General features: G+C 53.8%; 13 protein-coding genes. 8 read left to right on the top strand and 5 right to left on the bottom strand.

The window, feature by feature from the left end; all coding sequences use genetic code 11:
* Positions 1 to 105 precede the first annotated feature (105 nt).
* The gene (locus tag E1B03_RS06850; RefSeq protein ID WP_133085908.1) at positions 106 to 1,470 is read left to right on the top strand and encodes an MFS transporter; all 1,365 of its coding nucleotides are present in this window, start codon (positions 106 to 108) and stop codon (positions 1,468 to 1,470) included.
* A 94-nt stretch (positions 1,471 to 1,564) separates the two neighbouring features.
* On the opposite strand, the gene E1B03_RS06845 is transcribed toward E1B03_RS06850, so the two are convergent.
* Positions 1,565 to 2,056 carry a YajQ family cyclic di-GMP-binding protein gene (locus E1B03_RS06845; RefSeq protein ID WP_003831002.1) on the bottom strand — a complete coding sequence of 164 codons (492 nt, stop codon included), beginning with the start codon at positions 2,054 to 2,056 and terminating at the stop codon, positions 1,565 to 1,567.
* Positions 2,057 to 2,230: 174 nt separating this feature from the next.
* On the opposite strand from E1B03_RS06845, the gene panE reads away from it, so the two are divergent.
* Genes panE through E1B03_RS06830 form a run of 3 tightly spaced genes read left to right on the top strand, consistent with a single transcriptional unit; the run spans position 2,231 to position 4,780 of the window.
* Entirely contained in the window at positions 2,231 to 3,142 is a 912-nt protein-coding gene (panE, locus tag E1B03_RS06840; RefSeq protein WP_133085906.1) for a 2-dehydropantoate 2-reductase, read from the top strand.
* Positions 3,105 to 3,695 (top strand): protein deglycase YajL, encoded by a 591-nt coding sequence (yajL, locus tag E1B03_RS06835; RefSeq protein ID WP_133085905.1) that lies wholly within the window; start codon positions 3,105 to 3,107, stop codon positions 3,693 to 3,695. Before panE ends, yajL begins: the two co-directional genes overlap by 38 nt.
* 32 nt (positions 3,696 to 3,727) lie before the next feature.
* Positions 3,728 to 4,780, top strand: coding sequence for a hypothetical protein (locus E1B03_RS06830; protein ID WP_133087197.1), 1,053 nt, complete (start codon positions 3,728 to 3,730; stop codon positions 4,778 to 4,780).
* A 100-nt stretch (positions 4,781 to 4,880) separates the two neighbouring features.
* On the opposite strand, the gene thiI is transcribed toward E1B03_RS06830, so the two are convergent.
* The gene (gene thiI / locus E1B03_RS06825; protein ID WP_133085904.1) at positions 4,881 to 6,329 is read right to left on the bottom strand and encodes a tRNA uracil 4-sulfurtransferase ThiI; all 1,449 of its coding nucleotides are present in this window, start codon (positions 6,327 to 6,329) and stop codon (positions 4,881 to 4,883) included.
* A 208-nt stretch (positions 6,330 to 6,537) separates the two neighbouring features.
* Here thiI and xseB point away from each other — a divergent pair, with 208 nt between their 5' ends.
* Genes xseB through yajO form a run of 4 tightly spaced genes read left to right on the top strand, consistent with a single transcriptional unit; the run spans position 6,538 to position 10,597 of the window.
* Positions 6,538 to 6,780 (top strand): exodeoxyribonuclease VII small subunit, encoded by a 243-nt coding sequence (gene xseB / locus E1B03_RS06820; RefSeq protein ID WP_038638224.1) that lies wholly within the window; start codon positions 6,538 to 6,540, stop codon positions 6,778 to 6,780.
* A complete protein-coding gene (gene ispA, locus E1B03_RS06815) occupies positions 6,781 to 7,680 on the top strand; it encodes a (2E,6E)-farnesyl diphosphate synthase (protein WP_133085903.1) in 900 nt (299 codons plus the stop codon).
* Between the two features lie 23 nt (positions 7,681 to 7,703).
* Positions 7,704 to 9,566, top strand: a complete 1,863-nt coding sequence (gene dxs, locus E1B03_RS06810; protein WP_103771106.1) for a 1-deoxy-D-xylulose-5-phosphate synthase — start codon at positions 7,704 to 7,706, stop codon at positions 9,564 to 9,566.
* Positions 9,567 to 9,622: 56 nt separating this feature from the next.
* Positions 9,623 to 10,597 (top strand): 1-deoxyxylulose-5-phosphate synthase YajO, encoded by a 975-nt coding sequence (gene yajO / locus E1B03_RS06805; RefSeq protein ID WP_103771105.1) that lies wholly within the window; start codon positions 9,623 to 9,625, stop codon positions 10,595 to 10,597.
* Between the two features lie 137 nt (positions 10,598 to 10,734).
* Here yajO and pgpA read toward each other — a convergent pair whose 3' ends face one another.
* From pgpA to nusB, 3 genes are all read right to left on the bottom strand, one after another.
* On the bottom strand, positions 10,735 to 11,253 hold the full coding sequence (gene pgpA / locus E1B03_RS06800; RefSeq protein WP_003021578.1) for a phosphatidylglycerophosphatase A: 519 nt from the start codon (positions 11,251 to 11,253) through the stop codon (positions 10,735 to 10,737).
* Positions 11,231 to 12,208: a thiamine-phosphate kinase gene (gene thiL / locus E1B03_RS06795; RefSeq protein ID WP_103771104.1), complete on the bottom strand. Its 978-nt coding sequence runs from the start codon at positions 12,206 to 12,208 to the stop codon at positions 11,231 to 11,233. Before thiL ends, pgpA begins: the two co-directional genes overlap by 23 nt.
* A 77-nt stretch (positions 12,209 to 12,285) precedes the next feature.
* The gene (gene nusB, locus E1B03_RS06790; RefSeq protein WP_000801129.1) at positions 12,286 to 12,705 is read right to left on the bottom strand and encodes a transcription antitermination factor NusB; all 420 of its coding nucleotides are present in this window, start codon (positions 12,703 to 12,705) and stop codon (positions 12,286 to 12,288) included.
* Positions 12,706 to 12,713: the final 8 nt, after the last annotated feature.

Genomic DNA, 12,713 nt, shown 5'->3' with positions numbered 1-12,713 from the left:
AAGTAATTATTTCAATTATCCCACTACACAATTCCACATATCGTAGAGGTTTACCCCACCCCTTCCCCGCTTTACACTAGGCGCGAAATTAATACAGAGGTGGGAATGAACGATTACAAAATGACGCCCGGTGAGTTGCGCGCCACCTGGGGTTTAGGGACCGTATTCTCGTTGCGCATGCTTGGCATGTTTATGGTCCTGCCGGTTCTGACCACGTACGGTATGGCGCTACAGGGTGCCAGCGAAGCGCTGATAGGCCTTGCCATCGGCATATATGGTCTGGCTCAAGCCGTCTTCCAGATCCCCTTTGGCCTGCTCTCTGACCGCATCGGTCGTAAGCCGCTTATTGTCGGCGGGCTGGCGGTATTTGTTCTCGGCAGCATAATTGCTGCTCTCTCCGATTCAATCTGGGGAATTATTCTTGGCCGGGCCTTGCAAGGCTCTGGCGCGATTGCTGCTGCCGTAATGGCGCTACTTTCCGACTTAACCCGTGAGCAAAACCGTACCAAAGCGATGGCGTTTATCGGCGTCAGCTTTGGTATCACTTTCGCTATTGCGATGGTGCTGGGGCCAATCGTTACCCATGCGCTGGGGCTACACGCGCTGTTCTGGATGATTGCTGCTCTGGCTACTACGGGTATCGTGCTGACTATTTGGGTCGTTCCTAATAGTACCAACCACGTGCTGAACCGCGAGTCGGGAATGGTAAAAGGCAGCTTCCGCAAAGTGCTGGCGGAGCCTAAACTGCTGAAGCTCAATTTTGGCATCATGTGTCTGCACATTTTGCTGATGTCTACCTTCGTCGCCTTGCCGGGTCAACTGGCAAAAGCGGGCTTCCCCGCCGCCGAACACTGGAAAATTTATCTGGTGACGATGCTGCTGTCCTTTGTTTCCGTAGTGCCGTTTATCATTTACGCCGAAGTGAAGCGCCGGATGAAACGCGTGTTCCTCGCCTGCGTGTTCCTGATTCTTATTGCCGAGATTGTGTTGTGGAGCGCTAACGTGCGTTTCTGGGGGCTGATTGCGGGCGTTCAGATATTCTTCCTTGCCTTCAACCTGATGGAAGCTCTCCTCCCCTCGCTTATCAGTAAAGAGTCCCCGGCTGGCTACAAAGGCACCGCGATGGGCGTTTACTCCACCAGCCAGTTTCTTGGCGTGGCGATTGGCGGTTCGCTCGGCGGTTGGGTGGTTGAAATATTTGATGGTCAGGCGGTATTCCTGGCCGGCGCGCTTCTGGCGGCAGTGTGGTTATTGGTGGCAAGCACTATGAAAGAGCCGCCATATGTCAGCAGCCTGCGTGTGGAAATCCCACCTGGAATTGCTGCGGATGATACCCTGAAGCAGCGTCTGCTGGCTCAAGAAGGGATAAGTGAAGTGTTAATTGTCGCGAAAGAACATTCGGCCTACGTGAAAATCGACAGCAAAGTGACGAATCGATTTGAGGTTGAGCAGGCCATTAGCCAGGCGTGAAGATGACCAGATGGCGGCTATCGCCTTATCCGACCTACAAATAGCGTGTGCGACCTGTAGGCCTGATAAGCGTAGCGCCATCAGGCATTACGGCTTAATCGCGGAAGTTCTTAAACTGGAACGGCTGGCCGAGATCGCCACCGCGAACCAGCGCCATAACGGATTGCAGGTCGTCACGCGCCTTGCCGGTTACACGGATTTCTTCGCCCTGAATCTGCGCCTGCACCTTCAGTTTGCTGTCTTTAATCAGCTTAACGATTTTCTTTTGCACTGCACTTTCAATGCCTTGTTTCAGCTTAGCTTCAACAAACCAGGTTTTACCGCTGTGCACGAAGGTTTCTGGGACGTCCAGCGACGTGCCCTCAATGCCGCGTTTCAACAGCTTGGCACGTAAAATATCCAGCAGCTGATTGACCTGGAAATCAGACTCGCTCAGCACCTTAATCGTCTTATTTGATTCATTCAGCTCAAAAGTTGCTTCAACGCCACGAAAATCAAAGCGTGACTCCACTTCACGGCTGGCGTTATCTACCGCGTTACGGGCTTCCTGAAGATCAACTTCAGAGACAATATCGAAAGATGGCATCTTTTCCTCTCCCTTCATTTTTGATGCGAAGCATAATACCTGCAAAGTTACACAACAGACAGCGCTATACTAGGCTGTATCCTTTAATTGTACGTGGTACTGACACCTGCGAACAATAATGGGGTACGGCCGATATGGATTAACACCTGGTGCTGTTGCAGGTGAGGAGGAAGAATGAAAATTACCGTACTGGGATGTGGAGCGTTAGGACAGCTTTGGCTAACCGCGCTGTGCAAACATGGACATGAGGTGCAGGGGTGGCTACGCGTACCGCAACCCTATTGCAGCGTTAACCTGATCGACACGGATGGGTCAGTTTTTAATGAATCCCTGACGGCAAACGACCCCGACTTTTTGGCGAAAAGCGACCTGCTGCTGGTCACCCTCAAAGCCTGGCAGGTTTCTGATGCGGTAAAAGGCCTGGCCGCAATTCTGCCTGAAACCACGCCCATTCTGCTGATTCATAACGGTATGGGGACGATTGAAGAATTGCATAACATTAAACAACCTTTGCTGATGGGCACCACCACCCACGCGGCACGCCGTGACGGGAACGTCATCATTCATGTCGCTCAGGGTACAACAAGGATTGGTCCGGCGCGTGAACAAGACGGTGATTTCAGTTATCTGGCTGAAGTCCTGCAAGATGTGCTGCCGGACGTCGCCTGGCACAACACTATTCGCGCCGAACTGTGGCGCAAACTGGCCGTAAACTGCGTCATCAACCCGCTGACCGCATTATGGGATTGCCCAAACGGAGAGTTACGCCATCATCCTGAAAAAATTGCACTCATCTGCGAGGAAGTGGCGGCGGTTATTGAACGCGAAGGCCACCACACATCTGCGGATGATTTACGCTATTATGTCGAGCAAGTGATTGACAGTACGGCGGAAAATATCTCATCAATGCTGCAAGACATTCGTGCCCTGCGCCATACCGAGATCGACTACATTACCGGCTATTTGTTAAAACGCGCCCGCGCGCACGGCATCGCCGTCCCGGAAAATGCCCGCCTGTTTGAAATGGTTAAGAGAAAGGAAAGTGAGTATGAGCGCTCAAGCACTGGTATGTCTCGCCCCTGGTAGTGAAGAGACCGAAGCGGTCACCACTATCGATCTGCTGGTTCGCGGCGGAATTAAGGTCACGACCGCAAGCGTCGCCAGCGATGGTGGCCTGACCATTGTGTGCTCACGCGGAGTGAAGCTGCTGGCAGATGCGCCGTTAGTCGAAGTTGCTGATGGCGATTTCGACATCATCGTGCTGCCGGGCGGAATTAAAGGCGCCGAGTGTTTTCGCGACAGCCCTCTGCTGGTCGAAACCGTGAAACAGTTTCATCGCTCCGGGCGCATTGTTGCGGCAATTTGCGCCGCTGCCGCCACCGTCCTTGTCCCACACGATATTTTCCCCATCGGAAATATGACGGGCTTCCCGGCGCTGAAAGACAAAATTCCCGCAGATCAGTGGCAGGACAAGCGCGTCGTCTGGGATCCGCGCGTCAACCTGTTAACCAGCCAGGGACCGGGAACTTCAATCGATTTCGGTTTAAAGATCATTGATCTGCTGGTCAGTCGCGAAAAAGCTCACGAGGTAGCGTCACAGCTGGTGATGGCCGCGGGTATCTATAACTACTACGAGTAAATCTTCAGGCCACACGCAGACAAGGAATTATGATGAAAGGATATCTGAGCACATTGGCTTTACTGCTTCTTTCCAGCCACGCCAGCGCAACGCAGCTTGAAATAAAAAACCTTGAGTATCGCTATCCCAATAGCACTGAGATGCAGTATCGCGTGCCGTGGTTTACTTCAAAGGAAAGCCCACAGGTTGCAAAGCGCATTAACGATTATATTTTCGCAAGCTTTATCAATCAGCTACCGGGAAATAATCCGCAAACAACAGTGAATCAGTTTGCGAAATCGGAGAGAAACCCCACCGCAAATATTAACTACACGGTTGAGTATCGCGACGCCAACGTTCTGACCCTGAACATGTTTGTCGAAGGCTGCGGGGCATATTGCGAGTCATACAATGTGCCGATCAGCTTCGATTTGGCCAGCGGCGCGGCAATTACACTTAACGATCTTTTTTCCCGCTCCACAATGGCCGAATTAAACACCCGCATCAGAAAAGATATCCGCAGCCAAATTGATACCTATGTTGCTGCACATAAGGAAGGCGCAGATTCTGGCTATGCCGAATTCTACGCCTCGTGCGCAACCTACACTGACGGGTTGTACTACATCGACAAATTCTCCCTGCAAAAAGATCATCTGGTTTTCCTGAACGGACGCTGTAGCAACCACGCCAACCGCGCGGGTGACGAGCTGGGCGATTTCACCACGAAAATCCCTACCGGAGAACTGCATGAGCAGTTCACGCCATACGGCCAGTATCTGACTGGGGCAAAGAGTACAACACCGGTTGAGCCCACGCCCGGCATTGACGGCAAGGTCATGTACGGCACACTGGGAAAAAGCATGCGTATTCTGCTGAAGGTGGACTGCAAATACGGTGATTTTTTTGAAGGAGCTTACTTTTACCAGAAATTTGGCGCACCGATCGAATTAACCGGTAAGTGCGACACAGCCGACAATCGACATTATGAACTGAAGACGTCTGCCGCTGAACAATCGGAAGAGAAGATAACACTGGATTTAAAAGACGGTGTCTACCAGGGCGTCTGGGAGTCGAATGGGAAGACGCTTCCCGTGCGTTTTGAATAATACCGTTGTATTGCCGGATGGCGGCGTAACCGCCTTATCCGGCCTACAAAACGGTACAGTCTGTAGGCCGGATAAGCGACAGCGCCATCCGGCAAAGGAATTACGGGCGATACACCTTCACGTTCTCAAAGCCCTGCTCGCGCAGATACAGCGCCTGCAGGCGGCTCATCACCCCGCGTTCACACCACAGCAGCCAGGTTTTACTCTGGTCCAAATCGCCGAATTTAGTGCTCAGCTTGTAGAACGGCAGAGCAACGACCTCCACACCGTCAACTTTCAGCGGTTTGTCATCCTGTTCATCCACTGAACGGATATCCAGAATTACATCGTTCGGGCCAAAGCCGCTCACGGTTTCAACTTCCACCACGGTCTGCTGCGTCTGCTGAGCGATATCGCGAATATCGATATTGTTGGCTTCTTCAACCACTTTATCGAGGATCGAGAAATCGAAGTTTTCTTCTTCGGCCTCAATCTTCGCTTTAACCGCTTTCACCGTCGGGCTTTTTGAAATCACACCGCAGTATTCCGGCATGGTACGGGCAAAGTCCTCGGTACCAATTTCACGCGCCAGGTTGATGATGTGCTCTTTATCATGGGAAATAAGCGGGCGCAGGATCAGGGTGTCAGATACGTTATCGATCAGGCGCAGGTTGGTCAGCGTCTGACTGGACACCTGACCCAGCGCTTCACCGGTGACTAACGCCTGTACGCCATAGCGCTCAGCGACTTTCGACGCCGCGCGTACCATCATGCGTTTGAGGACCACGCCCATCTGACCGTCGTCGACTTTCTCCAGGATCTCGCCCACCACCGGCTCGAAGTTGATCGCGACAAAACGTACACGATGCGAGCTACCAAAGCGGTTCCACAGATAATGCGCTACCTGGCGAACGCCGATTTCATGTGCTGCACCGCCGAGGTTGAAGAAGCAGTAGTGCACGCGACAGCCGCGACGCATCAGCATATAGCTCGACACGCCGGAGTCGAAACCACCGGAGATCAGTGACAGTACGTCTTCCTGCGTCCCAATCGGGAAACCGCCAATACCTTCATAGCGGCCTTTAACCAGCAGCAGACGGTCGTTTTCGATTTCAAGATTAACCGTCACATCCGGCTTCGTCAGCTTCACTCGCGCGGATTCAATATGCTGGTTTAACCCGCCGCCAACATAGCGTTCCACCTCAATGGAGCTAAACTCATGCTTACCGCGACGCTTAACGCGTACGCAGAAGGTTTTACCTTCCAGTTGATCGCGATACTGCACCAGCGCTTTCTCGAAGATATCGTGCATATCGGTAAACGGCACGTCTTCTACTTCGAGAATATGGTGAATCCCCGGAATACGGGTCAGCGCGTCGCGAATATCCAGACGTTGGCTTTCATCTTTAGCGCGAACCTCAACGTGATCCCAGTGACGGACAACGGCAAGGTCTTCATCATAGTGCTTTAAAATGTTACGAATGTTCCCTGTCAGAATTTTTATAAAGCGCAAACGCACAGATTGGCTTTTGATGGTGATTTCTGGGAACAATTTAATGATAAACTTCATGGCGGCAATGGTTCTTTGGCAAGTCTGAACGACTTGTAATGGAAAAAAATACAGCAGCCCATACCCTGCGGCTGCATCCAGGCGCGCAAGTATACCACTATCATGGTCATCCTGTGCACATCGCCTTACCATTGCGCGTTATTTGCTTATCAGTGCGAGTCCGTTACCATAGTCTCGTGCTGCCAATACAGAGAGTCAGACATTCATTATGCCGAAGAAAAATGAAGCGCCAGCCAGTTTTGAAACAGCGCTGAGCGAGCTGGAACAGATTGTTACCCGTCTGGAAAGCGGCGACCTGCCGCTGGAAGAAGCGCTGAACGAATTCGAACGTGGCGTACAGTTGGCGCGTCAGGGACAGGTCAAATTGCAACAGGCTGAACAGCGCGTACAAATCCTGCTGTCAGATACTGAAGACGCCGCCCTTACGCCTTTCACACCGGATAATGAGTAAATGGATTTTACGCAGCAGCTACAGGCTTGCGTTGAGCAGGCCAACCTGGCACTGAGCCGTTTTATTGCGCCATTGCCCTTTCAGAACACTCCCGTGGTCGAAACCATGCAATATGGCGCATTATTAGGCGGTAAACGTCTGCGCCCGTTCCTGGTGTATGCGACCGGCCAGATGTTTGGCGTTAGCCTGAGTACGCTTGATGCTCCCGCTGCCGCCGTCGAGTGCATCCATGCCTATTCGCTGATGCATGATGATTTACCCGCGATGGACGATGATGACCTGCGCCGCGGTCTGCCGACCTGCCACGTAAAATTTGGCGAGGCAAACGCGATTCTGGCTGGCGATGCGCTGCAAACGCTGGCGTTCTCCATTATCAGCGACGCCCCGATGCCGGAAGTGTCTGACCGTGACCGCATCGCGATGATCTCTGAACTGGCGCAGGCCAGCGGTATCGCCGGCATGTGTGGCGGTCAGGCGCTGGATCTGGAAGCTGAAGGTCATCAGGTTGCGCTGGATGCGCTGGAGCGCATTCACCGCCATAAAACCGGGGCATTGATTCGCGCCGCCGTGCGTCTGGGTGCATTAAGCGCAGGCGATAAAGGGCGGGAATGCCTGGCAATACTCGACAAATACGCAGAAAGCATCGGTCTGGCCTTCCAGGTTCAGGATGACATCCTGGATGTGGTGGGCGATACTGCAACATTGGGTAAACGTCAGGGTGCTGACCAGCAGCTTGGCAAAAGTACCTATCCTGCACTTCTGGGTCTTGAGCAAGCCCAGAATAAAGCCCGGGATTTAATTGAGGATGCCCGCCAGTCGTTAAGTCTGCTGGCCGCACAGTCACTCGATACCTCGGCACTGGAAGCGCTAGCGGACTACATAATCCAGCGTGATAAATAAACCAACTATCCCATGAGCTTGCGATGAGTTTTGATATAGCCAAATACCCGACCCTGGCGCTGGTCGACTCCACCCAGGAGTTACGCCTGCTGCCAAAAGAGAGCCTGCCAAAGCTTTGCGACGAACTGCGCCGCTATTTGCTCGACAGCGTAAGCCGTTCCAGCGGGCACTTCGCCTCTGGTCTGGGCACGGTGGAACTCACCGTCGCGCTGCACTACGTCTATAACACCCCGTTTGACCAGTTAATCTGGGATGTGGGACATCAGGCTTATCCGCACAAAATTCTGACCGGCCGCCGCGATAAAATCGGCACCATTCGTCAGAAAGGCGGTTTACATCCGTTCCCGTGGCGCGGTGAGAGCGAGTATGACGTACTGAGCGTTGGGCACTCCTCAACGTCCATTAGCGCTGGCATTGGTATTGCGGTTGCCGCCGAAAAAGAAGGCAAAGATCGTCGTACCGTTTGTGTGATTGGCGACGGCGCTATCACCGCCGGGATGGCGTTTGAAGCGATGAACCATGCGGGTGATATTAAGCCCGACATGCTGGTTATCCTCAACGACAACGAAATGTCGATTTCAGAGAACGTCGGCGCGCTGAACAACCACCTGGCGCAACTGCTCTCTGGCAAACTCTACTCCTCGCTGCGCGAAGGCGGGAAGAAAGTCTTCTCCGGCGTGCCGCCGATTAAAGAGCTGCTCAAACGTACCGAAGAACACATCAAAGGCATGGTTGTGCCGGGTACGCTGTTTGAAGAACTGGGCTTTAACTATATTGGTCCGGTAGACGGTCACGACGTGCTGGGGCTTATCACTACGCTGAAGAACATGCGCGATCTTAAAGGTCCGCAGTTCCTGCACATCATGACCAAAAAAGGTCGTGGCTACGAGCCAGCGGAAAAAGACCCGATCACGTTCCACGCGGTACCAAAATTCGATCCGTCCAGCGGATGCCTGCCGAAAAGCAGCGGCGGCCTGCCAAGCTATTCAAAAATCTTCGGTGACTGGCTGTGCGAAACTGCAGCGAAAGACACTAAGCTGATGGCGATCACCCCGGCGATGCGTGAAGGCTCCGGTATGGTGGAGTTCTCACGTAAGTTCCCGGACCGCTACTTCGATGTGGCGATTGCCGAGCAGCATGCAGTGACCTTTGCAGCAGGTCTGGCGATTGGCGGCTACAAGCCGGTCGTGGCTATTTACTCAACCTTCCTGCAGCGCGCCTACGATCAGGTGCTGCATGATGTCGCCATCCAGAAGCTACCGGTGCTGTTCGCCGTTGACCGGGCAGGTATTGTTGGCGCAGATGGGCAAACCCACCAGGGGGCGTTCGATCTCTCCTTCCTGCGCTGCATCCCGGAAATGGTCATTATGACCCCGAGCGATGAGAACGAATGCCGCCAGATGCTGTTCACCGGCTATCACTACAACGAAGGCCCAACGGTTGTACGCTACCCACGCGGTAACGCGGTGGGCGTTGAGCTGGCACCGCTGGAACAACTGCCAATTGGTAAAGGCATCGTGAAGCGTCACGGGGAGAAAGTGGCAATACTGAACTTCGGTACCCTAATGCCGGAAGCCGCACAGGTCGCAGAGTCGCTGAACGCCACGCTGGTTGATATGCGCTTTGTGAAACCGCTTGATGAAACGTTGATTCTGGAAATGGCAGCCCAACACGAGGTGCTGGTCACCCTCGAAGAGAACGCCATTATGGGCGGTGCTGGCAGCGGCGTAAACGAAGTGCTGATGGCCCACCGCAAGCCCGTTCCGGTGCTGAACATTGGCCTGCCTGACTTCTTCATCCCGCAGGGTACTCAGGACGAGGCTCGCGCCGATCTGGGTCTTGATGCTGCCGGCATTGAGGCCAAAATCAAGGCCTGGCTGGCATAATCCCCTCTCCGCTCCTGCTATGCTTAATTCATCACGAGCTAAGCAGGAGTGGATTGATGAAATACAACACCTTAGGAAAAACCGACCTTCGGGTCTCCCGCCTTTGCCTGGGTTGCATGACGTTTGGCGAGCCGAATCGCGGCAACCACGCCTGGACGCTACCTGAAGAAAGCAGCCGCCCGATAATCAAACACGCCCTGGAAGGCGGCATTAACTTTTTCGATACCGCCAACAGCTACTCCGCTGGCAGCAGTGAAGAGATTGTCGGCCGCGCGCTGCGTGATTTCGCCCGCCGTGAGGATGTCGTGGTGGCGACCAAGGTTTATCACCAGGTGGATGATTTAGCGGAAGGATTATCCCGCGCACAAATCCTGCGCTCGATCGATGACAGCCTCAGACGCCTGGGGATGGATTATGTGGACATCCTGCAAATTCATCGCTGGGATTACAACACGCCGATCGAAGAAACGCTGGAAGCCCTTAACGACGTAGTGAAAGCCGGTAAAGCACGCTATATCGGCGCTTCATCCATGCACGCTTCGCAGTTTGCCCAGGCGCTGGCCTTACAGAAGCAACACGGCTGGGCGCAGTTCGTGAGTATGCAGGATCACTACAACCTAATCTATCGCGAGGAAGAACGTGAAATGCTGCCGCTTTGCTATCAGGAAGGCGTGGCAGTGATCCCGTGGAGCCCGCTGGCGCGTGGTCGCCTGACGCGTCCGTGGGGAGAAACGACCGCCCGTCTGGTTTCCGATGAGGTCGGTAAAAATTTGTACAACGAGAGCGATGAAAACGACGCACAAATTGCCGAACGGCTGACCGGCGTCAGCGAGGAACTGGGCGTAACGCGCGCGCAGGTCGCGCTGGCCTGGCTGCTAAGCAAGCCCGGTGTTGCAGCGCCGATTATCGGCACATCGCGCGAGGAACAGCTGGATGAATTACTCAATGCGGTGGATTTAACGCTGAAGCCGGAGCAGATTGCCGAACTGGAAACGCCGTACAAACAGCATCCGGTGGTGGGATTTAAATAAATTGCTGATTGTAGGCCGGATAAGCATAGCGCATCCGGGACTGATTGCCCGATGGCGCGGCGCTTATCGGGCCTACGAAATTGATATAGTTTTTGTAGGCCCGATAAGGCGTTTACGCGGCCATCCGGCAACACCATTTAAATGATACCTACCGGCCAGTGATGGCCAATAAAGTACAGTATCCCGGCGGACAGTATTCCGGCCACGATATCGTCGATCATGATCCCCGTACCGCCATGCACGTTGCGATCGAACCAACGAATCGGCCACGGCTTCCACATATCCAGAATACGGAAAATCACAAATCCGGCGGCAACCCACTGCCAGTCGTTGGTCGGCAGCGCCATCAGGGTTATCCACATCCCGACAAACTCGTCCCAGACAATGCTACCGTGATCGTGCACGCCCATATCTTTCGCCGTTTGATGACACAGATAAACGCCGATACAGATAGACAGCATGACGACCAACGAGTACAGCTGCCACGGCAAAAACGTCATTAAATACCAAAAAGGGATCGCCGCCAGCGATCCCATGGTGCCAGGAACAATTGGGCTCAGCCCGCTGCCAAAACCGGTGGCTAACAGGTGCCACGGGTTGCGCATACTCAGGCGACTTTTGGCGACATCTTTTTTAAGGCGCGGCAAAATGGTCATATCCTTTCCAGTCGAACGTGACGGATTTTCCATCGCGCGTAAAGTGAATACCTTCCACATCCGCGCTCATCTGTCCTATGCAGGTAAACGCTGCGCCGAGATTTCCCAGCGCTACGTCCAGCGCGCCACGATTAATTTCCGGCACGGTAAAGCATAACTCATAATCTTCACCACCCGAGAGCGCCCAGCGCAGGGCCTGTTCCGGCTCAACGTGCTGTGAAAATGCCGTGGAGTAAGGCAGCGCATCGACGTTAACCCGCGCGCCACAGCCGCTGGCATTAACGATATGCCCCAGATCGGAAATCAAGCCATCGGAAAGATCAATAGCCGCACTGGCCAGATCGCGCAGGGCTTGTCCCTGTAAAATTCGCGGCGTGGGACGCAGATGGCGTTGCAGCAGATAGTCTGCGTCTTTTGCGTCTGCAACCTGCAATCGATCCTGCAAAATCGCCAGCCCAGCCGCGCTGTCGCCCGGCGTACCGGTAACATAAATCCAGTCCCCCGGTTTCGCGCCGGAGCGTTTTAAGGCCCGTCCTACAGGGACGTAGCCATGGATACCCAACGTCATCGACAGTGGTCCACGCGTGGTGTCACCGCCAATCAGCTGCATATCATAGTAATTGAGGAGTTCAAACAGGCCATCGCTGAAGGCTTCAAGCCAGGCTTCATCAACGTCAGGTAACGTGAGCGCCAGCGTCAGCCACGCAGGATCGGCTCCCATTGCTGCCAGATCGCTCAAATTCACCGCCAGCGCTTTCCATGCGAGATCGGCAGGATCAATGTCGGGGAGGAAGTGATTGCCAGCCACCAGCGTATCGGTACTGATCGCCAGCGTCTGCTTTTCAGGGATGTTCAGAAGTGCGCAGTCGTCACCAATACCGGTTTCGACATCAAGACGAGACGTTCTTACGCGGTCAAAATAACGGGCAATCAGGGAAAATTCGCCGCATGCCATACGTTATGCCTCAGCAGAAAAAAAAGAAAAAGCCGGGGACAGTGGAAACAGGTTCCACCATCCAGCCGGCCTCGGAATTACTTTTTGTTGGGGCGAATCACAGGTGCTGCTTTATCCAGTACGCCGTTCACGAATTTATGGCTATCTTCAGCGCCGAAGGTTTTCGCCAGTTCAATCGCTTCGTTGATGGCCACTTTGTACGGCACATCACTACGTTTAGACAGTTCAAACAGCGCAATACGCAGTACGGCTTTTTCTACCTGACCCAGCTCTTCCAACAGACGAGACAGGTAAGGCTTCATTAATCCATCCAGGTACGCGCTGTTAGTCGCCACCCCGGACAGCAGTTCACGGAAATACAGAACGTCGACATCTTTAACGTCCTGTTCCGCCAGGAACTGATATTCAACATCAGCGATGTCGTTCTGGGACAACTGCCAGGAGTAGAGCGCCTGGACGGCACACTCACGGGCGCGGCGACGAGCAGCAGGTTTCACGGATTTCC

Origin of the sequence: Citrobacter arsenatis (genome assembly GCF_004353845.1) — a bacterium.
GTDB lineage: Bacteria > Pseudomonadota > Gammaproteobacteria > Enterobacterales > Enterobacteriaceae > Citrobacter > Citrobacter arsenatis.
The sequence above is the reverse complement of the archived record's forward strand: the minus strand, read 5'-3'. Positions and strand labels throughout refer to the sequence as shown.

Excerpts from the sequence above, each read along its gene's own strand:
- yajL (WP_133085905.1), top strand. The coding sequence starts at position 3,105 with ATGAGCGCTCAAGCACTGGTATGTCTCGCCCCTGGTAGTGAAGAGACC.
- E1B03_RS06830 (WP_133087197.1), top strand. The coding sequence starts at position 3,728 with ATGAAAGGATATCTGAGCACATTGGCTTTACTGCTTCTTTCCAGCCAC.
- thiL (WP_103771104.1), bottom strand. The coding sequence starts at position 12,208 with ATGGCATGCGGCGAATTTTCCCTGATTGCCCGTTATTTTGACCGCGTA.
- yajO (WP_103771105.1), top strand. The coding sequence starts at position 9,623 with ATGAAATACAACACCTTAGGAAAAACCGACCTTCGGGTCTCCCGCCTT.
- dxs (WP_103771106.1), top strand. The coding sequence starts at position 7,704 with ATGAGTTTTGATATAGCCAAATACCCGACCCTGGCGCTGGTCGACTCC.
- thiI (WP_133085904.1), bottom strand. The coding sequence starts at position 6,329 with ATGAAGTTTATCATTAAATTGTTCCCAGAAATCACCATCAAAAGCCAA.
- pgpA (WP_003021578.1), bottom strand. The coding sequence starts at position 11,253 with ATGACCATTTTGCCGCGCCTTAAAAAAGATGTCGCCAAAAGTCGCCTG.
- xseB (WP_038638224.1), top strand. The coding sequence starts at position 6,538 with ATGCCGAAGAAAAATGAAGCGCCAGCCAGTTTTGAAACAGCGCTGAGC.
- E1B03_RS06845 (WP_003831002.1), bottom strand. The coding sequence starts at position 2,056 with ATGCCATCTTTCGATATTGTCTCTGAAGTTGATCTTCAGGAAGCCCGT.
- panE (WP_133085906.1), top strand. The coding sequence starts at position 2,231 with ATGAAAATTACCGTACTGGGATGTGGAGCGTTAGGACAGCTTTGGCTA.
- ispA (WP_133085903.1), top strand. The coding sequence starts at position 6,781 with ATGGATTTTACGCAGCAGCTACAGGCTTGCGTTGAGCAGGCCAACCTG.
- E1B03_RS06850 (WP_133085908.1), top strand. The coding sequence starts at position 106 with ATGAACGATTACAAAATGACGCCCGGTGAGTTGCGCGCCACCTGGGGT.